The organism is Streptomyces sp. NPDC058401, from assembly GCF_042722885.1.
Lineage (GTDB): Bacteria > Actinomycetota > Actinomycetes > Streptomycetales > Streptomycetaceae > Streptomyces.
Genome location: NZ_JBHXKA010000150.1, coordinates 1 through 18,509, shown reverse-complemented (window position 1 = coordinate 18,509; position 18,509 = coordinate 1). Strand labels below are relative to the sequence as shown.

The 18,509-nt window shown below is 71.3% G+C and carries 20 protein-coding genes and 1 riboswitch; of the genes, 10 read left to right on the top strand and 10 right to left on the bottom strand.

Annotated features, from left to right (window positions below; all coding sequences use genetic code 11):
• From ACFWNV_RS34370 to ACFWNV_RS34340, 7 genes are all read left to right on the top strand, one after another.
• A partial coding sequence (locus ACFWNV_RS34370; protein ID WP_383954685.1) for a choice-of-anchor A family protein occupies positions 1–2,099 on the top strand: 2,099 nt, incomplete at its 5' end.
• Between the two features lie 145 nt (positions 2,100–2,244).
• On the top strand, positions 2,245–2,967 hold the full coding sequence (locus ACFWNV_RS34365) for a L,D-transpeptidase family protein (RefSeq protein ID WP_383954687.1): 723 nt from the start codon (positions 2,245–2,247) through the stop codon (positions 2,965–2,967).
• 134 nt (positions 2,968–3,101) lie between these two features.
• Positions 3,102–4,343 carry an Ig-like domain-containing protein gene (locus ACFWNV_RS34360; RefSeq protein ID WP_383954684.1) on the top strand — a complete coding sequence of 414 codons (1,242 nt, stop codon included), beginning with the start codon at positions 3,102–3,104 and terminating at the stop codon, positions 4,341–4,343.
• Between the two features lie 118 nt (positions 4,344–4,461).
• A complete protein-coding gene (locus ACFWNV_RS34355; RefSeq protein WP_328300898.1) occupies positions 4,462–5,229 on the top strand; it encodes an enoyl-CoA hydratase-related protein in 768 nt (255 codons plus the stop codon).
• A gap of 258 nt (positions 5,230–5,487) precedes the next feature.
• Positions 5,488–5,991 carry an ATP-binding protein gene (locus ACFWNV_RS34350; protein WP_383954682.1) on the top strand — a complete coding sequence of 168 codons (504 nt, stop codon included), beginning with the start codon at positions 5,488–5,490 and terminating at the stop codon, positions 5,989–5,991.
• 337 nt (positions 5,992–6,328) lie between these two features.
• Positions 6,329–7,165, top strand: a complete 837-nt coding sequence (locus ACFWNV_RS34345; protein WP_383954680.1) for a polysaccharide deacetylase family protein — start codon at positions 6,329–6,331, stop codon at positions 7,163–7,165.
• Positions 7,162–8,349, top strand: coding sequence for a YncE family protein (locus ACFWNV_RS34340; RefSeq protein ID WP_383954678.1), 1,188 nt, complete (start codon positions 7,162–7,164; stop codon positions 8,347–8,349). Before ACFWNV_RS34345 ends, ACFWNV_RS34340 begins: the two co-directional genes overlap by 4 nt.
• Before the next feature lie 81 nt (positions 8,350–8,430).
• Here ACFWNV_RS34340 and ACFWNV_RS34335 read toward each other — a convergent pair whose 3' ends face one another.
• Both ACFWNV_RS34335 and ACFWNV_RS34330 read right to left on the bottom strand, forming a co-directional pair.
• Positions 8,431–9,684, bottom strand: a complete 1,254-nt coding sequence (locus ACFWNV_RS34335; RefSeq protein ID WP_383954676.1) for a cytochrome P450 — start codon at positions 9,682–9,684, stop codon at positions 8,431–8,433.
• Complete coding sequence (locus ACFWNV_RS34330; RefSeq protein ID WP_383954674.1) at positions 9,665–10,447, bottom strand: tRNA-dependent cyclodipeptide synthase; 783 nt, start codon at positions 10,445–10,447, stop codon at positions 9,665–9,667. The genes ACFWNV_RS34335 and ACFWNV_RS34330 overlap by 20 nt, the downstream gene beginning before the upstream one ends.
• A 254-nt stretch (positions 10,448–10,701) precedes the next feature.
• Here ACFWNV_RS34330 and ACFWNV_RS34325 point away from each other — a divergent pair, with 254 nt between their 5' ends.
• Complete coding sequence (locus tag ACFWNV_RS34325; protein WP_327304439.1) at positions 10,702–10,914, top strand: EF-hand domain-containing protein; 213 nt, start codon at positions 10,702–10,704, stop codon at positions 10,912–10,914.
• Positions 10,915–10,958: 44 nt separating this feature from the next.
• Here the strand turns inward: ACFWNV_RS34325 and ACFWNV_RS34320 are convergent, their stop codons facing one another.
• The 6 genes from ACFWNV_RS34320 to ACFWNV_RS34295 are packed head-to-tail and all read right to left on the bottom strand — an operon-like array spanning position 10,959 to position 15,139.
• On the bottom strand, positions 10,959–11,513 hold the full coding sequence (locus ACFWNV_RS34320; protein ID WP_383954671.1) for a PadR family transcriptional regulator: 555 nt from the start codon (positions 11,511–11,513) through the stop codon (positions 10,959–10,961).
• A gap of 9 nt (positions 11,514–11,522) precedes the next feature.
• Positions 11,523–12,509, bottom strand: a complete 987-nt coding sequence (locus ACFWNV_RS34315) for a hypothetical protein (RefSeq protein ID WP_383954669.1) — start codon at positions 12,507–12,509, stop codon at positions 11,523–11,525.
• Positions 12,510–12,524: 15 nt separating this feature from the next.
• A complete protein-coding gene (locus ACFWNV_RS34310) occupies positions 12,525–13,346 on the bottom strand; it encodes an energy-coupling factor ABC transporter ATP-binding protein (protein ID WP_383954667.1) in 822 nt (273 codons plus the stop codon).
• Positions 13,343–14,092, bottom strand: coding sequence for a cobalt ECF transporter T component CbiQ (cbiQ, locus tag ACFWNV_RS34305; protein WP_383954665.1), 750 nt, complete (start codon positions 14,090–14,092; stop codon positions 13,343–13,345). Before cbiQ ends, ACFWNV_RS34310 begins: the two co-directional genes overlap by 4 nt.
• 4 nt (positions 14,093–14,096) lie before the next feature.
• Positions 14,097–14,444, bottom strand: a complete 348-nt coding sequence (locus ACFWNV_RS34300; protein ID WP_383954663.1) for an energy-coupling factor ABC transporter substrate-binding protein — start codon at positions 14,442–14,444, stop codon at positions 14,097–14,099.
• On the bottom strand, positions 14,444–15,139 hold the full coding sequence (locus ACFWNV_RS34295) for an energy-coupling factor ABC transporter permease (protein WP_383954661.1): 696 nt from the start codon (positions 15,137–15,139) through the stop codon (positions 14,444–14,446). Before ACFWNV_RS34295 ends, ACFWNV_RS34300 begins: the two co-directional genes overlap by 1 nt.
• Positions 15,140–15,167: 28 nt before the next feature.
• A riboswitch (cobalamin riboswitch) is annotated at positions 15,168–15,362 on the bottom strand.
• Between the two features lie 131 nt (positions 15,363–15,493).
• Between ACFWNV_RS34295 and ACFWNV_RS34290 the strand changes: the two genes are divergently transcribed.
• Entirely contained in the window at positions 15,494–16,411 is a 918-nt protein-coding gene (locus ACFWNV_RS34290) for a methylglyoxal synthase (protein WP_383954659.1), read from the top strand.
• A gap of 91 nt (positions 16,412–16,502) precedes the next feature.
• Positions 16,503–17,228: a flavodoxin family protein gene (locus ACFWNV_RS34285; protein WP_383954657.1), complete on the top strand. Its 726-nt coding sequence runs from the start codon at positions 16,503–16,505 to the stop codon at positions 17,226–17,228.
• 28 nt (positions 17,229–17,256) lie between these two features.
• Here ACFWNV_RS34285 and ACFWNV_RS34280 read toward each other — a convergent pair whose 3' ends face one another.
• Complete coding sequence (locus ACFWNV_RS34280) at positions 17,257–17,781, bottom strand: hypothetical protein (RefSeq protein ID WP_383954655.1); 525 nt, start codon at positions 17,779–17,781, stop codon at positions 17,257–17,259.
• Positions 17,782–17,899: 118 nt separating this feature from the next.
• Positions 17,900–18,307, bottom strand: a complete 408-nt coding sequence (locus ACFWNV_RS34275) for an SsgA family sporulation/cell division regulator (RefSeq protein ID WP_383954653.1) — start codon at positions 18,305–18,307, stop codon at positions 17,900–17,902.
• Between the last annotated feature and the right edge of the window lie 202 nt (positions 18,308–18,509).

Sequence of the window (18,509 nt, the reverse complement as noted above, 5' to 3'; positions counted from 1 at the left end):
CCGGCGGACAGCAGCCGGCGCCGGCCCGGCACGCCGCCGCGCTGCGGGCCCCGCTGCCGGGCGGGCTCGGCCCCTGCATCGGGGCCGGGTGCCCCGACCCGTTCCCGCCGATCGAGGTCAGCAACGACCCGAACGGCTACGACGAGGGCATCAACATCTTCGTCGGCGCCGACTTCCTGGTCCGCGAGCGCGCCGCCGAGGCCGAGGGCAAGGTCGTCGTCCTCGGCAGTTTCGACCAGAACAAGAACCTGGCGCAGGCCGGCGGCGCGTACAACATCGGCATCGTCGGGGCGGGCTCGCTCGTGCGGCCCCCGCTGGGCTCGGACTACCTCACCACCGGCCGCAACGTCACGATCGCCGCCCAGCAGGAGCTGCTCGCGGACGGCGGGTTCGTCCGGCACGCGGGCACCGCCCCGGGGCCCGGCACCGTCAGCGGCACGCTCGTCGCCGACCCGGCCGCGGTCACCCCGTACGCCGGCCTGCGCGACCAGCTCACCTCGGCCAGCCGGTGCTACGCCCGGGTCGACGGCCAGACCCGCCCGGCCACGGGCACCGCCGTCAACCAGGACGGCACCACCGTCTTCACCGGGGACAACACCTCCGCGCTCCAGGTCTTCAACGTGGACTTCGACCTGGTGAGCGCGGCCAACGGCTCCATCGGCATCCGCTTCGACCGGATCCCGGCCGACGCCACCGTCCTGGTCAACGTCCTGGGCGCCAGCCGTACGATCAACACCTACGGCGGCAGCATCGTCGACTCCGGACCGGGCGCGGACGCCTGGAACGGCTACCGCACCCGACTGCTGTGGAACTTCCCCGACGCCACCACCGTCCAGCTGGTCGGCACCGGGCAGTTCCAGGGCAGCGTGCTCGTCGGCGAGCAGGCCTCGACCACCACCGTCACCCTGCCCGGCACCAACGGCCGCTTCTTCACCACCGGCGGGCTCGTCCACACCAGCACCGGTGGCGGCGGCCAGGAGATCCACGCGTACCCCTTCAACGGCAACCTGCCGGACTGCGGGAACACGGGTCCGGTCACGGGCGCCGTCTCCGTCACCAAGCAGGACGACACGGACAACCCGCTGGCCGGAGCCACGTACGAGCTGTGGCAGGAGACCAACGGCACCCCCGGAGCTCAGTTCACCAGCCCCGGCGGAGACACCAAGGTCGCCGACTGCGTGACCCCGGCGAACGGTGTCTGCTCCCGCACCGTCCCGCTCGGCACGTACTACTGGCGCGAGACGAAGGCACCCGACGGCTACCAGCTCGCGGACAACCCCGTCGCCGAACTGACGCTGACCGCGGAGAACGCCACCGCGGGCGCGAGCGCCAGCATGAGCAACGCCAAGCTCCCGGGCAGCGCCGAGGTGGTGCTGCGCAAGTCCGACGCCGACGGCGGGGCGCTGCTGCCCGGCGCCCGCTTCGAACTGTGGCGCGAGGCCAACGGCGTGACGGGCCTGCAGACCGCCGGAACCGACCCCGACGTGCAGCTCGCCGGGTCCTGCACCACCGACGCGCAGGGCAGTTGCACGGTCCAGCTCCCCGTCGGTGAGCGGTACTACTGGCGCGAGACGCAGGCACCGGCCGGCTACGACCTGCCGGCGAACCCGGTCACGCCGTTCGACCTCAACGAGGGCCACGTGACGACGGGCCTCGTCGTCACCGTCACGGACGAGCGGACCGAGGAGCCCGACCACGAGGGGTCGATCGAGGTCCTGAAGAAGGACGCGAAGACCAAGCGCCCGCTGCGCGGGGCGGTCTTCGAGGTGTGGAAGGAGACCAACAGCACCCTCGGTCTCCAGACGCGCGGCATCAACCCCGACCGCAAGGTGGCGTCGGGCTGCGCGACCGACCGGGACGGGGTGTGCGCCTTCCCGGGCCTGGACGACGGCTCGTACTACGTGGTCGAAACGGCCGTACCGGAGGGCTACGTCCTGCCGCGGAACCGGGTCACCGGTCCGCTCCAGCTGGACGCGAACACCCCGGACCACCGTGTGATCGTCACGCTGGAGAACAAGCGCGACGACCACGGCAAGGGCAAGGGCAAGGGCAAGGGCGGTAAGGACAAGGACAAGCGCCCGAAGGGCCCGCGCGAGTAGTCCGCCCGGGTGGGCCGGTGACCCTGCCGGCCCACCCCGCGCGCCGGGGCCGGGCGGATCCGGTTGGCTCGGATCCGACGGCCCGGCCGGCGGGTGCGAGGAGGTCCGGATGAGCACAGGCCACGCGGCAGGCACGGCCGGCACGATGGGCGCCCTCGGCAGGGCGGTCGCGACGGCCGCGCTCCTCGCCGCGGCCGCCCTCGCCCCGCCGCCCGCGGCCGCGGCGGCCCCGGCCCCCTCCCCGTCCCCCTCGTCCCCGGCCGCGTCCCCGGCGGCGTGCACCGCCGGGACCGGGCCCTACCAGCGCGAGCTGGAGGGCCACCTGGGCCGGAAGGCCGACGGGACCCAGGACGCCGCGGACTGCGAGGCGATCCGCACCTTCCAGCGGGCGCACCGGATCCGGCCCGCCGACGGCTACGCCGGGCTGGTCACCTTCCGGACCATGGTCGCGGTGGCCGCCCGTACGAATCCCAACGCCGCCGGCGGCTGCCCGGTCCGTCCGCACCGGGTGACCTGCGTGGACCTGGAGCGCCAGATCCTGTGGGTGCAGCGCGGCCGCACGGTGGTCTTCCCGCCCGTGCCCGTCCGCACCGGGCGCGACGACGAGGAGACCCGGACCGGCTGGCACGAGGTCTACTGGCGCAGCGAGGACCACGTGTCCACGCTCTACGACGACGCCCCGATGCCCTACGCCCAGTTCTTCGACGAGGGCCAGGCCCTGCACGGCCGCCCCGGCAGCCTGTACGCCCACGGCGGCTCGGCCGGCTGCGTCAACCTCACCGTCCCCGACGCGCGGCGCCTGTGGGACCTGCTCACCGAGGGCGACGCCGTGTACGTCTGGGGCGCCAAGCCCGGCACGGAGGGCTGACTTCCGCCGGGGGCGGGCCGACTCCCGGCGCGCCGACCACTCTTGGGACGGAACGGTGACACGACCGTACTGTCTCGTGATCCCCCATGTGATTTCCTGGCGAATAAGCGCGCGACTGTCCGCGCGCGGGGGACATGGGGAGAACGAGAGTGAACCTGCAGCCGATACGCGGCCGCGCCCGCACCGGCCTGCCGGCCCTCCTGCTGGGCGCGGCCCTGCTGTTCACCAGCGCGTGCAGCGGTGGGGGCAACGGGGGCGGCGCCGGCGGGAGCGGTGGCGGAGACGGGGGTACCGGGACGACCGGCACCGAGGCGTCGAAGGCCGTCGTGAGCGTCAAGCCGGACGACGGGGCCAAGGAGGTCGCGACGAGCGGCATCCTCAAGATAACCAGCACCGGCGGCAAGCTCACCACGGTGACGGTCGCCGACACCAAGGGCAACGCGGTGGAGGGCAAGCTCGCCGAGGACGGCGCGAGCTGGGAGCCCGCCCGCAACCTCGCCGCCGCCACCGAGTACAAGGTGCACGCGGTCGCCAAGGACGAGGCCGGCCGGGAGTCCGCGAAGGACACCGCCTTCACGACCCTCACGCCCGCCAACACCTTCATCGGCCAGTACACGCCGGAGGACGGATCGACGGTCGGCGTGGGCATGCCGGTCTCGATCAACTTCTCCCGCGGCATCACCAACCGCGAGGCCGTTGAGAAGGCCATCACGGTGACCGCCGAGCCCGCGGTACCGATTGAGGGCCACTGGTTCGATAACGACCGACTCGACTTCCGCCCTGAGAAGTACTGGGCGGCCGGTACTACGGTCACCCTGAAGCTCGCGCTCGACGGAGTCGAAGGCCGCCCGGGGGTCTACGGCAAGCAGACCCGTACGGTCACCTTCACGGTCGGCCGCTCCCAGGTCACCACGGTCGACGCCGCCGAGCACCAGATGAGCGTGGTCCGCGACGGCACGGAGATCAAGAACATCCCGATCACCGCCGGCGCCCCCGCGAACACCACGTACAACGGGCAGATGGTCATCAGCGAGAAGTACAAGGTGACCCGGATGAACGGCGCCACCGTCGGCTTCGGCGGGGAGTACGACATCTCCGACGTCCCGCACGCGATGCGGCTGACCACCTCCGGCACCTTCGTCCACGGCAACTACTGGGCCTCCTCGGGCACGTTCGGCTCCGAGAACGTCAGCCACGGCTGCGTCGGCCTCAAGGACGTCCGCGGCGCCGGTGACGGCAGCCAGCCCGCCGCCTGGTTCTTCAACGAGTCGCTGATCGGCGACGTGGTCGTCGTGAAGAACTCCAAGGACAAGATCGTCGCCCCCGACAACGGCCTCAACGGCTGGAACATGGACTGGGCGGACTGGATCAAGTAGCTCCGATCCGTACGCGGTCGACTCCGTACGCGGTCGAATCCGTACGGAGTCGAACCGGCCCGGTGCTGTGACCCACAGCACCGGGCCGGTCTCGGTTAACCGGCGCTAACCTTCCCGTATGACCATCTCTCTCGAAGTCTCCGAAGGCGTCGGCGTCATCCGGCTGGACCGGCCGCCCATGAACGCCCTGGACATCGCCACCCAGGACCGGCTGCGCGAGCTCGCCGTCGAGGCGACCGACCGGGCCGACGTCCGTACGGTCGTCATCTACGGCGGCGAGAAGGTGTTCGCGGCCGGCGCGGACATCAAGGAGATGCAGACGATGGACCACGCGGCCATGGTCGCCCGGTCCCGCGGACTGCAGGACGCCTTCACCGCCGTGGCCCGGATCCCCAAGCCCGTGGTCGCGGCCGTCACCGGCTACGCCCTGGGCGGCGGCTGCGAGCTGGCCCTGTGCGCGGACTACCGGATCGCCGCCGACAACGCGAAGCTCGGCCAGCCCGAGATCCTGCTCGGCCTGATCCCCGGCGCGGGCGGCACCCAGCGGCTGTCCCGGCTGATCGGCCCCTCCAAGGCCAAGGACCTGATCTTCACCGGCCGCATGGTCAAGGCCGACGAGGCGCTGGCCCTCGGCCTCGTGGACCGCGTCGTACCGGCCGCCGAGGTCTACGAGCAGGCACACGCGTGGGCCGCGAAGCTGGCGCAGGGCCCGGCCCTCGCGCTGCGCGCGGCCAAGGAGTGCGTGGACGCGGGACTGGAGGCCGACATCGACACCGGGCTGACCATCGAACGCGGCTGGTTCGCGGGCCTGTTCGCCACCGAGGACCGCGAGCGCGGGATGCGCAGCTTCGTCGAAGAGGGGCCTGGCAAGGCGAAGTTCTTGTAGATCGATGTTCGCGTAGATCGATCCCGCGGATCCTCCCTGTGGGTGGATTAGCCAGGCCTTAAGGCAGCCTTAAGGCGAACCGTTGATCCACTCTGGGTGACCATGGTTGTGCGGTGCGTCACCCCAGGTCAGGGGCGTGTGGCGGCCCTCGGGTTGCCGCACGCATATGCCAGAACCACCCCTCGGGATCACCGATTCCGGGGGGTCTTTTCCTGCGGAACGGCCCGAACGGCCTTACCGGGCCTTCATGATGGGTGCATGGCGGGTCTGGAGGGTGTGGAACAGCCGCGGCAGCGCAGTAGCGCTTCCGCCGTACGGCTCACGGCGGCCCTGGAGGACGAACTGGGCCTCAAAGCGCTGGAGTTGTACGGGAATCCGGCCGAGGCGGAAGTGACGCTGCCGTCGATGCCCGAGTCGGCCGGCACCGCCCGCCGGCTCACGCAGTGCGTGGTCGTGCGCCTGTGGGGGCTCTCGCCGCAGATCGCCGAGCACACGGTCCTGCTGGTCTCGGAGCTCGTGGGCAATGCCGTCCGGCACACGGGGGCCCGGTCCTTCGGTTTACGGATGCTCAGGCGGCGCGGCTGGATCCGTGTGGAGGTGCGCGATCCCTCGCGCGGACTGCCCTGCCTGATGCCGGTCCACGAGCTGGACACCACCGGCCGGGGGCTGTTCCTCGTCGACAAGCTCTCGGACCGCTGGGGCGCGGACCTGCTGCCGCGCGGAAAGTTCACCTGGTTCGAGATGCGGGTCGCCGACCGCTGAGCACGGCCCCCTGAAACGCCAGAAACCCCCTGTCGCCGTTGTGGGGCGCTGCGGGGGTTTCATGGGTGTGCCGAGGATCGAAGGGGGTGTGATCCTCGGCAGGGACTTCGCTCGGGTCAACGGGAAGCCGTGGTTCCGACTATGGCAGACGAGGGACCAAATGCCAAAAGTCCCAAGTTGGACATAAGTGTGCATATCCTAAGACTTTCTACCTAAATCTTAGGTGAGATGGGCCACGGGCCTCGTAATCAGTGCATAAAGATCGACCGCTCTGAGTGAATCGTTGATCACATAACGGACAGTCGCCGGGTGGCACCGGTTCGGCCGAAGGTCCCGAATGGGGTCAATCAATACCTACACGGGCATCCACCCCTTAAATGGGCGGGTGCTCTGCTACCCGGACCGCCGATCCGCTCTCCGTGCCGGCGCGGTGGTCGCCGCCGGCGCCCTCGCCGCCGCCTGTTCCCCCGCGGGCCCCGCGGCCCCGGCGAAGTCCGCCCCGGACAAACCGGCGGCACCGGCCCGAGCGGCCCCGGCCAAGGCGGCCCCCGCCCCGCGCCGGTTCGCCGGCCAGCCCGTGGAGATCGGGCACGGCCCCCGCGGCCGGCCCGGCGTCGCGCTCACCTTCCACGGCAACGGCGACCCCGCCATCGCCAAGGCGGTGCTCGCCGAGGCGGAGCGGGCGGGCGCCCGGGTCACCGTCCTGGCCATCGGAGCCTGGCTCGACGCCCACCCGGAGATGGCCCGCCGGATCCTGGACGGCGGCCACGAGCTCGGCAACCACACCCAGCGCCACCTCGGGATCAACACCATGCCCGAGGAGCAGGCGTACGCCGAGATCACCGGCTGCGCCGACCGGCTCAAACGGCTGACCGGCTCCATCGGCACCTGGTTCCGCCCGTCCCAGACCCAGTACGCCACCCCCCTGGTGCGAAAACTGGCCCAGCGGGCGGGCTACCCGCACGTCCTCTCGTACGACGTGGACTCCCTCGACTTCACCTCGCCCGGTGCCGCGGCCGTCGTCCGCACCGTCATCGGCCCGATCCAAGGCGGATCGGTGGTGAGCCTGCACTTCGGCTACGCGGACACGGTCGACGCGATGCCACCCCTCCTCGAAGAACTCGCACGCCGCAAACTGCGCGCGGTGACCACCACGGAGCTGCTGACCCCATGACGACCACCCGCCTTCCCCGGAAGGCCACCGCGTTGCTGGCCGGCCTGGTCCTCGCCGCCCTGACCGGCTGCGGAGCGGCCGACAAGGGACCCGCCGAGGCCCTCGGAACGAAGGGGCCCGCCGCACCCGTCAAAGCCGTGCCGGCGGCGCCGCCGGGCCTGGCCGGAATGCCGCCGCTCCTCGATCCGAACGACGTCTACGCCGCCGACCGGCCGAACAAGCTCTCCCCGGTGGTCAAGGACTTCCCGTCCCGCGTCTACGTGCCGAACACCTCCTCCAACACGGTGTCCGTCATCGACCCGGTGACGTACAAGGTCATCGACACCATCCCCGTCGGGATCCAGCCCCAGCACGTGGTCCCCTCCTGGGACATGAAGACCCTCTGGGTCAACAACAACCGGGGCCACACGCTCACCCCGATCAACCCGGCCACCGGCGAGGCCGGCAAGCCCGTGGAGGTCCACGACCCGTACAACCTGTACTTCACGCCCAACGGCAAGTACGCGGTGGTCATGGCCTCGATGGACAAGGAGCTGGTCTTCCGCGACCCGCACACGATGGACCGGGTGAAAACCGTCCCGGTGACCTGTTTCGGCGTCAATCACGCGGACTTCTCCGCGGACGGCCGCTACTTCATCGTGAGCTGCGAGTTCTCCGGCGAACTCCTCAAGGTCGACACCGAGAAGATGGAGGTCGTCGGCCAGCAGAAACTGCCCTTCGAGGGCGCGATGCCGCAGGACGTCAAGGTCTCGCCGGACGGAAAGACCTTCTACGTCGCGGACATGATGGCGCACGGCATGTGGGTGCTCGGCGGCGACAAGTTCGAGACCCCCAAGCTGCTGCCCACCGGAAAGGGCTGCCACGGCCTGTACGTCAGCCGCGACTCCAAGGAGATGTACGTCTCCAACCGGGGCGAGGGCTCCGTCTCCGTCTTCGACTTCACGCAGAACAAGCTGACGAAGAAGTGGGAGCTGCCCGACGGCGGCAGCCCCGACATGGGCGGCGTCTCCGCCGACGGCAAGGTGCTGTGGCTCTCGGGCCGCTACAACTCCGAGGTCTACGCCATCGACACCACCACCGGCAAGCAGCTCGCCAAGATCCCGGTGGGCAGCGGCCCGCACGGCCTCGCCGTCTACCCGCAGCCCGGCCGTTACTCCCTCGGCCACACCGGCATCTTCCGGTAGGCCGCGCGTACGCACGACGCGGGTGTGCCCCGGGAACTCGCACAGCTCCCGGGGCACGCTCTACCGCTCACCGCCGTCTCCTCACCAGGCGACGGGGAGCCGCTCGGGAAGCCGCTTGATGAAGCCGGTCCGCCACACGAGGTTCTCCGCCGGCACCGCGAGACGCAGCTCGGGCAGCCGCTCGACCAGCACCTCCAGTGCGATCTCGGCGTGCGCCCGGCCCAGCGCGGAGGCCGGGCAGAAGTGCCGGCCGGCGCCGAAGGCGAGGTTGGCGTTGGGGCCCTCGCGCTCCAGGTCCAGCTCGTCGGGGTTCTCGAAGGCCTCCGGGTCGAAGTTGGCCCCCTCCAGCAGGACGAGCACCAGCTCGCCCTCCTTGACCAGCACCTCCCCGACCTGGATGTCCGCCATCGCGATGCGCGGCAGGCCGTCGCCCACGGACAGGTTCCAGCGCAGCAGCTCGTCCACGGCCTTGCCCATGCGCTCCGGGTGCTTGCGCAGGTACCCGATGAGCTCGGGCTTCTGCAGCAGAGCCAGGACCGCCAGGGTCAGGAACGCGGAGGTGGAGACGGCGCCGGCCCCGAAGAGGGAGACGGCGACGGTGGCGAACATGTCGTCGGTCAGGTGCGCCGACTCCGGGTCCGCCTCCTTCAGCTCGGCGAACTTGCCGAGGAGCCCCGTACGCTCCTCGGCAGGCAGCGCCAGCTGAGCCTTCAGCTGCTGCTCGAAGTAGCCGACGTCCTTGTACCAGTTGAGCGCGGAGTCGGCGAAGGGTTCGCGCGCGGTCATGAACGCGACGTCCAGCCCCGACATCAGCCGCCGCCAGTCCTCGAACGGCACGCCCAGCACCTGGCAGTGCAGGGCCGCCGAGAAGGGGTCGGCGAACCCGGCCCGCAGGTCGGCGGGCCCCCCTTCGGCGAGGAGCTGGTCGATGAGCTCGCCCGCCTTCGCGCGCAGCCAGTCCTGCAGGCCCTTCTGGCGCGGGTTGAGCGCCTTCATGACCGCGTTGCGCAGACCGGCGCTGTTGATGTTGCCCATGTTGTTGACGACCTCGGGCGGGATCGTCAGTGCGTACTGGCGCGGGACGCCGGCGTTCGCCGTGTCCTTGAGGCTGAAGCGCTCGTCCTCCAGTACCTGCTTGGCCAGCGCGTAGCTGCTCACCAGCCAGGCCGGATCCCCGGTGAGGGTGCGGACCTTCGCGACCGGCGCCTTCTCGCGCAGCCAGGTGCACTCCTCGGGGAGCACGTCACCGCGCCGCGAGAGGGGGAAGTCGATGAGCGGCCCGGTGGTCTGTCCGGTGCCCTGATCGGAATGGGCCTCAAGCTGCTCGACGCTCATCGACGGTCCCTTCGGCTGGTGCGGTGTGCGCGTGCGTGTTCGGGTGGTTCGGGTTGCTCTGTGCCTTTTCGGCCGCCTCGGGCCGCACCACGGCGTATGCCTGGTTCCTCGTCGCGCGCAGTCCCCCACCGCGCGAGAAGAGGAGGTCGGTCATCGGCATCTTGACGTGGTACGCCGCCACGGAGGACGGGACGTCGAGAATGCTCGGGGTGTCGATGAAGAACGGCAGCTCGGCCGCCATGTAATCGAAACACACCTGCAACTGCGCGTCGGTGATGGATTCACCTTCCGGCAACTTGGAGCCGACAAAGTGCAGGGCCATTTCCTCGCAGCCCTTGCGGAATTTGTCGTCGGTCTCCAGGAAATGGAGTACGCGGCGGTGCAGAAGTTGGTAGACGGGGTTCGTCTGGAACTCCGAAAGTGCCCTCACGCGGATCTCGGCGTGCGGAGGTCCTGATTCCTCCACGCCCTTGAGAATCCGTCGCCGGACTGCCTTGATTTCCTTCGTCGCACGCTTCTCCGCGTGTTCCTGGGTGTAGCCGAAGGCGGCGAACATCCTGTCCACGTGGAGGTCTGCGTAGACGAAGTCGACCTGCGCGAAGCGGGTCGTGGCCCATCGGGAGAGGTCGGATATGCGCTCGGAGCTGAAGTAGCTGTTGCCGGGGCTCACCCCGATGAGCACATGGTCGCCGTCTTCCCAGATGTGGTGGCAAGTGCGGGTGAAGGGCAGAACTTCGAATGATGCGTCAGCTGTGATCGTCACCTGTGTGATCGCCCTTGTTGCCGCTTGTCCCTGGGAGCCCTGCGCTCCCGGTGTGGCGGCAATGTCGCTACGTTATGCCGTGGTCCCGGAGCGTGACAAGTGGGGGCTTGAATTGTTGGCTGGAATTATCGCTTCCGCACTACGGAAGAGTAATTGAATTTCTATCTGCCGCTCGAACGGGACCCGGGGCGTGAGGGGGCCGGGCGTGCCGCTACCCTGAGCCGGTCAACAAGCACCAAGAAGGGGTGGACCCAGTGGCGGACATCGAGAGCGCACGGACGACGTTCGGCAAGTTCGACGTGAACGGTGACGGCTTCGTGACGGCGGACGAGTTCCGTTCGGCGATGGCGGCGATGGGCGACCCGTTCGTCACCGGCCCGGTCGCGGAGGCCGTGATCGCCGCCAAGGACTCGAACGACGACGGCCTGCTGAGCTTCGACGAGTTCTGGGCCTCCCTGAACAAGTAAGCCTTTGCGCCGCCCTTGGCCCCCTGTCGGGCCGGGGGCGTGCGTCAGCCCTGCCCGGTCCCGCCGGCCATGGCCTCCACCTCGGCGAGGGCCTCCTCCAGCCAGCGCAGCCAGAAGGTCTCCAGCCCGGTTCCCGCGTGCAGCACGACACGCCGCAGCCGGTCCTCGTCGGACTCCCGTCCGGCCGGGAAGTCCCTCTCCTCGATGCCCTCGTACACCGCCAACTGGGCCCGGTGCAGCTCCAGATGCCGCCGCAGCTCCGCGGCCAGCCCCTGCGGCCCCACCACGGCGGCCGCCCGGATCCGCAGCAGCAGCGGATCGCGCACCGGCTTGGGATCCTGCGCCTCCCCGACCCACCGCGCCAGCTCCCCGCTCCCGGCCGGCAGCACCTCGTACTCCTTCTTCTGCCCCCGTACGGGCCCCTCGCTGGGCAGCGCCCGGATCAGCCCGGACTCCTCCAGCCGGCCGAGCTCGCGGTAGATCTGCTGGTGCGTCGCGGACCAGAAGTACCCGATCGACCTGTCGAACCGCCGGGTCAGCTCCAGCCCCGACGAGGGCTTCTCGAGCAGGGCGGTGAGGATGGCGTGCGGGAGCGACATGCGGCCATCCTAGGTTTGCGGCAGATCGAGGACCGCGATCCCCTGCTCCGTGGCCACGGCCAGCCGGCTCCCGTCGGGGTGCGGGGCCGTCACCGGCGAGGGGATGTGGGTGACCCCGTACGCCCCGTCCCGGTGCCACACGCGGATCTCCGGCCATTCCCGCAGGACGCCGCCCGTGGTGGCGTCGACCAGCCGGGGGTGATCGGTCAGCGAGGCCACCAGGTTCCCGCCGCACCCGACCAGGGTTCCCCAGCCGCCCGCTCCGGCGCTGCGCCGCAGCCAGCGGCCTTCCCGGCAGGACCACACGCCCAGTTGCCCGTCCTGGAGGGCGGGGGCCTCCGCGTCGCCCGGGCCCTCACCGGTCCCCGAGACGGCGACCCGGTCCGCGTCGAGCCAGCAGGCGGAGCCGACCTCGGCGTAGAGGGCGGCCGGGCCCAGGAGCTCCCCGTCCCGGTCCAATGCGGTGGGGTCGACGAACGCGGCCGCCAGATCGTAGACGTTGGCGATCCCGAACGGATGCCACATCCAGCCGGCCACCAGGAGCTTGCGGCCGTCGGGGGAGACGGAGAGCCGCGACTGGAACAGATCACCGGCAGTGCGCCGGCCCGTGGTGAGCCGCTCGCCCGTGGCGACGTCCTCGACCTGGAGGACGTCGTACTCCTCCGGGCAGCTCACCAGCACCTCGCGGCCGTCCGGCAGCGCGCCGAGGGCCACCGCGTGGTCGTAGTCCTCGGGAAGGTTGTCACCCCGTGGCAGCTCGCGCGCGATCCGCTCGCCGTCCAGCAGCACGGCCGTGGTGCCGCGCTCCTCGTAGAGCACCGTCCAGCGCCCCGAGGGGGAGCGCACCGCACGGTCGCACCAGGGGGACGCCGGACGGCGGCCCGGATGCTCCCGGCCGTCCGGGGTCCAGCGGCGGAAGCCGCCCACCGGGTCGACCAGGTCCTCGCCCTCCCAGAACAGGGACTTCGGTTCGGATCTTGCCTTCAGCGTCTGCATGGACGGGCAACCTACCTACTGCCAGGCGGCCAGGGCCTCCGGATTTCGGGGGCCGGGGGCGTCCGCCGCCAGGAGGCCGTGGGCCCGCAGCAGTGCGGCCACCGCCGGGGACCAGGCCGGACGCAGGCCCGCCGAGGTGAGGAGGGCCGGCTCCGAGAGGAGGGCTTCGGCCGGGCCGAAGCGGATGCCCGTCGGGGTCAGGACCGCCGCGTCGTCGGCCCAGCGGACCGCCAGGTCCACGTCGTGGGTGGCCATCACCACCGTCGTGCCGGAGGCGCGCAGTCCCGCGAGGACGTCGAGGAGCCGCTCCTGGCCGTCCGGGTCCAGGCCGGCCGTCGGCTCGTCGAGGATCAGCACCCGAGGGGCCATCGCCACCGCCCCCGCGATCGCCGCACGCTTGCGCTGCCCGTAGGAGAGCAGGTGGGTGGGGCGGTCCCGGAGCCGGGTGATGTCCAGGGCGGCGAGGGCCGAGTCCACGCGGGCCCGGACCTCCGGGGCGGGGAGCCCCAGGTTCATCGGGCCGAAGGACACGTCCTGTTCGACCGAGGCCGCGAACAGCTGGTCGTCGGGGTCCTGCACCACCAGCTGGACGGACGTGCGCAGCCGGGTGAGCCCGGCCCGGTCGTACGAGACCTGCGTGCCGTCCAGCCGCAGCGATCCCGCGCCGGGCCGCAGGCCGCCGCTCAGCAGCCGCATCAGCGTGGTCTTGCCGCTGCCGTTGCGGCCGAGCAGGGCCAGCGCCCGGCCCGGGGCGATGGCGAAGTCGACGCCGGTCAGGACCGTGGGGCCGTCCTCGTAGGCGTAGGCGGCGCCGGACAGTTCCACTACCGGGTTCACAGGGCGAGCCCCTTCAGGGTGAGGGTCAGGGTGATCAGGGCCGCCAGCAGGCCGGCGGTGGCCGTCAGGAAGCGCCACGACAGGGACGCCTCCGGTACGAGGACCCGCAGCGCGCCGTCGTAGCCGCGGCCGGCCAGCCCAGCCTGGAGCTTGGCCGCGCGGTCGAAGGCCCGTACGAAGGAGGTGGCGGCGAGCCCGGCCAGGGAGCGCCACACCGCCGCCCGGCCGGTGTGCCCGAGCCGGGCCGCCTGGGCCCGGCGGACCTGGGCCATGGAGTCGAGCAGCAGGAAGCCGATCCGGTACATGACCAGGGCCACGTCCACCACGGGGGCCGGCACCCCGGCCCGGACCAGCCGGGGCAGCACGTCGGAGACCGGGGTGGTGAAGGCGAACAGCAGCAGCCCGAGCGAGGCCGCCGAGGTGCGCAGCAGCAGTTCGGCGGCGAGCCGGGGGCCGTCGGGGGCCAGGGACACCGGTCCCGCCGGGCCGCCCACGGCGAACAGCAGGGGCAGCGCCCCGGTGAAGCAGAAGCCGAGCGGGATCCGGAAGGCCCGCCAGAGCTGCCGGCCGGCCACCCCGGCCGGGCCGAGCAGCACGGCGAGGGTGGCGGCGGCCACCAGCGGCCCGCCCGGCCAGGGCGGCAGGCACACGGCGGTGACCGTCAGCCCGATCCCGAGCAGGGCCTTCTCCAGCGGGTGCCGGCCGCGCCAGCGGCTGCTGTGCGCGGCAACGTCGATCGGCAGCACCCGGCTACGCCTCCGGGGCGGCGGCGGGAGCGGGAGCGGCAGCAGCGGCCGCCCCCTGGCGGCGGCCCTTGCGGACGCCGAAGTAGTAGGCGAGCACGCCCGCTCCCAGGGCCGCCTGCAAGGCGAACAGTGCGGACTCGATCTCGCCGGACGGGGGTTCGTAGAGAGGGGAGAACCAGGGTTCGTAGTCCGGCTTCAGCTCGGTGATCGCCGTCTCGGCCTGCGCGTCGGCGCCGGCGAAGGGCTCCTCCTTGTGATCGCCCATCCCCAGCGCGACCGGGAGGACGGCGAGCGCCGCGACCAGGAGCAGCAGCAGGGTGTTGATCTTCGCGTTCTTGGACATCCCGCTCATCAGGCCGCCGCCTTCTCTCCGGTGCGGGTGGCCGTCAGCTTCGCGACGCCCAGCCGGACCAGGTCCGACTTGCTGGACGCCATCAGCAGCCGCATCACGAGGACGGTCAGCAGCCCCTCGCTCACGGCCAGCGGGATCTGCGTGACCGCGAAGATCCCCCCGAACTTCGCGAGCGAGCCCATGAACCCGGAGGCCGGGTCCGGGAAGGCCAGGGCGAGCTGCACGCTGGTGACGCAGTAGGTGACCAGGTCGGCGAAGAAGGCGCCGAAGAACACGGTCACCATCAGCGGGGCTCCGGACTTCCGCAGCAGCCGGTAGACGGCGTACCCCGCCCACGGGCCGGCGATGGCCATCGAGAAGACGTTGGCGCCGAGGGTGGTGAGCCCGCCGTGCGCCAGCAGCAGGGCCTGGAACAGCAGGGTGATCGTGCCGAGCACCGCCATGATCGGCGGCCGGAACAGGATCGCCCCGAGCCCGGTGCCCGTGGGGTGCGAGCAACTGCCCGTCACGGAAGGGATCTTCAGGGCGGAAAGGACGAAAGTGAACGCTCCGGCCGCACCGAGGAGCAGGGTGCTCTCCGGGTTGGCCTTCACCTCGCGGGTGAGCGCGCGGACGCCGTGGACGACGAAGGGGGCGGACGCGGCGCCCCAGGCGACCGCGTGCAAAGGGGGCAGGAACCCCTCGGCTATATGCATGGGTAGGGAGACCTCTCCAGCACCTCGTGGATGGACAACGCGCCCCGGCCGGTCTCCTGGCTCACGGGTTGACGTCCATGCTCCGCCTTCCCGGGCAGCGCGGAACCTCCCGCGCAGCCCAGTGGCTTTCCCGCAGGAGTGGAGCCGGACTTCCCGATCACAGTGGCGAGGGCCGCACCGGTTTCCCACCGGTTTCCCGAACACCAAGGCCCGCTGACCCTAGTCGGCCGCGCGGACCGGTCACAACCCGCCCCAATCGCGCCATGCGGTGACCGTATTCCGCTTGTGCGTCACGCACCGTGTTCCCACCGCTACTATCGGCCTCAATAGCCCCACCTGAAAAGGGAGTTCCGCATGTCTGTGACCGCCGAAGACTGGCTGCCCCGCGTCGCCGCGCTGTTCCGCACGTACGACCTGGACGGGGACGGGCACCTCGGCCGCGAGGACCTCATCGCCTACGCCGGCCGCCTCGCCGAATGGCTCACCGAGCCCGGGGACACCCGCCGCAGGGCCGCTCTCCACGACGCCTACTCCGAGCTGTGGTCGCAGCTGCAGGCCGCATCGGACACCGACCGGGGCGGCCGGATCAGCGAGCAGGAGTTCGTCGCGGCGGCCGCGCGCGACGCCTTCGACGGCGACCGCTACTTCCGCGAGTCCACCCTGCGGGCCCTCGACGCCCTTGCCGACGCCCTGGACCGGGACGGCGACGGCCGCATCGACCGCGCGGAGTACGAGCGCCTCTTCGGGGCGACCGGCATCGACGGCTCGCTCGACGCGCTCTCCTTCGACCGGGTCGACGTCGACGGCGACGGTTCCATCAGCCGTGAGGAGCTGCGGGCCGCGGCCGTGCACCTCTACCCGCTGGCCGACCCGAGCTGGCTCACCGGAGCGAGCGGCCGCAGCGACCGCCCGCGCGGCATCGCCCTGGTCGCCCACGACGCGCGCAAGGCCGACCTGCTCGCCTGGACGGACCGCAAGGCCGCCGAGCTCAAGCCGCACCGGCTCTACGGGACCGGCACCACCGGCACCCTGATCAACCGGCGGCTCGGCCTGGACGTCGCCCCGCTGCGCAGCGGGCCGCTCGGCGGGGACCAGCAGATCGGCTCGCTGATCACCCAGGGGCAGATCGACCTGCTGGTGTTCTTCTTCGACCCGCTGGCCTCGCACCCGCACGGGGACGACGTACGGGCCCTCATCCGGCTCGCGGTGCTCGGCAACGTCCGCCTCGCCCTGAACGCGGCGAGCGCGGACGCGATGATCGAATCCCTGTGACCCCGACCCGGGCGCCGGCTCCGACGTCGGGCTGAGCCCGGACGGGCGCGGCCCGGTGGCGGCCACGGCGGTCGCCGGTGAGGCTGGGCGGGTGGCTATCGATCCCGCGCGCGACCTCGACTACTCCGACCTGACCGCCGTGTACGTCAACTGCACGCTCAAGCGGTCCCCCGAGCCCAGCAACACCGAGGGCCTGATCGGCAAGAGCCGCGCGGTGATGGAGTCGGCCGGAGCGCGGACCTCGCTCATCCGCGCCGTCGACCACGACATCGCCACCGGTGTCTGGCCCGATATGACCGAGCACGGCTGGGAGAGCGACCAGTGGCCGGTGCTCTACAGCCAGATCATGGACGCCGACATCCTCGTGCTGTGCGGCCCGATCTGGCTCGGGGACAACAGCTCGGTGATGAAGCAGGTCATCGAGCGGCTCTACGCCTGCTCCTCGATCCTGAACGAGCAGGGCCAGTACGCCTATTACGGGCGCGTGGGCGGGGCGCTGATCACGGGCAACGAGGACGGCGTCAAGCACTGCGCCATGAACGTCCTCTACAGCCTCCAGCACCTCGGCTACGCGATCCCCCCGCAGGCCGACGCCGGATGGATCGGCGAGGCCGGACCCGGTCCCTCGTACCTGGACCCCGGATCGGGCGGCCCCGAGAACGATTTCACCAACCGCAACACGGCCTTCATGAGCTGGAACCTCATGCACCTGGCCGCCCTGCTCAAGCGGTCCGGCGGGATGCCGGCGCACGGCAACCAGCGCTCCCTGTGGGATGCGGGCTGCCGTTTCGACTTCCCGAACCCCGAGCACCGGTAGCCGGGCCCCGGCTCCCGCCGGGGCGGGCTCAGCAGGTGTTCGGGTGCGCGATGTCCAGGACGAAGCGCTCCGGGGAGTGCAGCGTGAACGAGCTGTAGGCGGGCGTGGTGTCGAAGGCGGCGCCGAAGGTGACGTACCCCTCGTAGTCGCCGGTCAGGGCGAGGCCCTTCAGCTTGGACAGGTTGATCTTGACGAGCTTGGGGCCGAGGTAGACGTTGTGGCCCGCGTCGTCGTGTCCGGCGGCGGGGTGCAGGCGGACTTCCAGGAAGTACCGGCCGGCCAGCGGGACGGGCTTGCCGGACCCGTCGTAGACCAGATTCGGGACGGGGGTGACGGTGACCCCGGGTACGTACCCCTGCAGGTCGATGACCACCCGGTCGTACGTGCAGTGGCCGCCGTAGCGGGCATTGACGACGAGCGGAGTCTGGGTGGCCTTGGCCTTGGTGGCGGCTGTCGTGGTTGCGGCGGATGCCGGGGCGGCGAAGGCCAGGGTGGCGGTGAGCAGTGCGCCCACCCCCAGTGCGGTGGCCTGCCGGCGGCGTGGACGGTTCATGGCGTCCCCTCGATTCCGAGAGACGGGGAACGGTGTCACCCGTGAAGACGCGCCCGGTACGCGCGTGGTTGCAGCCGGTTCGGGCGCGGTCGCACCCGGTTCGCCGCCTTCGCGCGGTTCAGCTGGGGAGCAGGGCGCTCAGCTCGGCGTCGAGGTCGTAGTGCCGGTGCTCCTGGCCGCGCGGCACCAGTTCGGTCATCCGGCGGCACAGCGCCTGGACGTCCTTGGCCCGGGCCGACACCACGCACGACTGCTCGCCGTTGCTGAAGGCGAGGAAGACCCGCGGCTCGGTGCCCTTCCAGCGCGGCCACACCTGGATGTCGCCCTCGCCGGTGGCGCAGACCTGGCCGTCGAGCAGCAGTTCCCGGGAGAAGACCCAGTGGGCGAGGTGCATGCCGGCTCCCTCGAAGTCGAGGGAGATCTCGTAGGGCCGCTCGGTGCGGTACACGAAGACGCCCCGCACCGGGACGGGCGCGGGCGCGGCCTCCAGGCGGAGCGGGAGGACGCGGTGTTCGGTGCCGGTCATGCGGGCGCCTCTCTCTCGGGGTGGGTCTCGCCGGCGCACGCGCGCGACATGCCCACTCGGGCAAGCTAGCCCACCCCGGGGGCGCCTTTCGGCGGCCGAAGGTCCCGTCCGTTCGGGTCGCTCGACCCGACTTGGCCCGAGGCGTCGAGCGCCGACGTGCCGAGCCCCGACGCGCCGAGCCCCGCCCTCCGGGAGGAGGACG

Excerpts from the sequence above, each read along its gene's own strand:
- ACFWNV_RS34365 (WP_383954687.1), top strand. The coding sequence starts at position 2,245 with ATGGGCGCCCTCGGCAGGGCGGTCGCGACGGCCGCGCTCCTCGCCGCG.
- ACFWNV_RS34360 (WP_383954684.1), top strand. The coding sequence starts at position 3,102 with ATGGGGAGAACGAGAGTGAACCTGCAGCCGATACGCGGCCGCGCCCGC.
- ACFWNV_RS34355 (WP_328300898.1), top strand. The coding sequence starts at position 4,462 with ATGACCATCTCTCTCGAAGTCTCCGAAGGCGTCGGCGTCATCCGGCTG.
- ACFWNV_RS34350 (WP_383954682.1), top strand. The coding sequence starts at position 5,488 with ATGGCGGGTCTGGAGGGTGTGGAACAGCCGCGGCAGCGCAGTAGCGCT.
- ACFWNV_RS34345 (WP_383954680.1), top strand. The coding sequence starts at position 6,329 with ATGGGGTCAATCAATACCTACACGGGCATCCACCCCTTAAATGGGCGG.
- ACFWNV_RS34340 (WP_383954678.1), top strand. The coding sequence starts at position 7,162 with ATGACGACCACCCGCCTTCCCCGGAAGGCCACCGCGTTGCTGGCCGGC.
- ACFWNV_RS34335 (WP_383954676.1), bottom strand. The coding sequence starts at position 9,684 with ATGAGCGTCGAGCAGCTTGAGGCCCATTCCGATCAGGGCACCGGACAG.
- ACFWNV_RS34320 (WP_383954671.1), bottom strand. The coding sequence starts at position 11,513 with ATGTCGCTCCCGCACGCCATCCTCACCGCCCTGCTCGAGAAGCCCTCG.
- ACFWNV_RS34315 (WP_383954669.1), bottom strand. The coding sequence starts at position 12,509 with ATGCAGACGCTGAAGGCAAGATCCGAACCGAAGTCCCTGTTCTGGGAG.
- ACFWNV_RS34300 (WP_383954663.1), bottom strand. The coding sequence starts at position 14,444 with ATGAGCGGGATGTCCAAGAACGCGAAGATCAACACCCTGCTGCTGCTC.
- ACFWNV_RS34295 (WP_383954661.1), bottom strand. The coding sequence starts at position 15,139 with ATGCATATAGCCGAGGGGTTCCTGCCCCCTTTGCACGCGGTCGCCTGG.
- ACFWNV_RS34290 (WP_383954659.1), top strand. The coding sequence starts at position 15,494 with ATGTCTGTGACCGCCGAAGACTGGCTGCCCCGCGTCGCCGCGCTGTTC.
- ACFWNV_RS34280 (WP_383954655.1), bottom strand. The coding sequence starts at position 17,781 with ATGAACCGTCCACGCCGCCGGCAGGCCACCGCACTGGGGGTGGGCGCA.
- ACFWNV_RS34275 (WP_383954653.1), bottom strand. The coding sequence starts at position 18,307 with ATGACCGGCACCGAACACCGCGTCCTCCCGCTCCGCCTGGAGGCCGCG.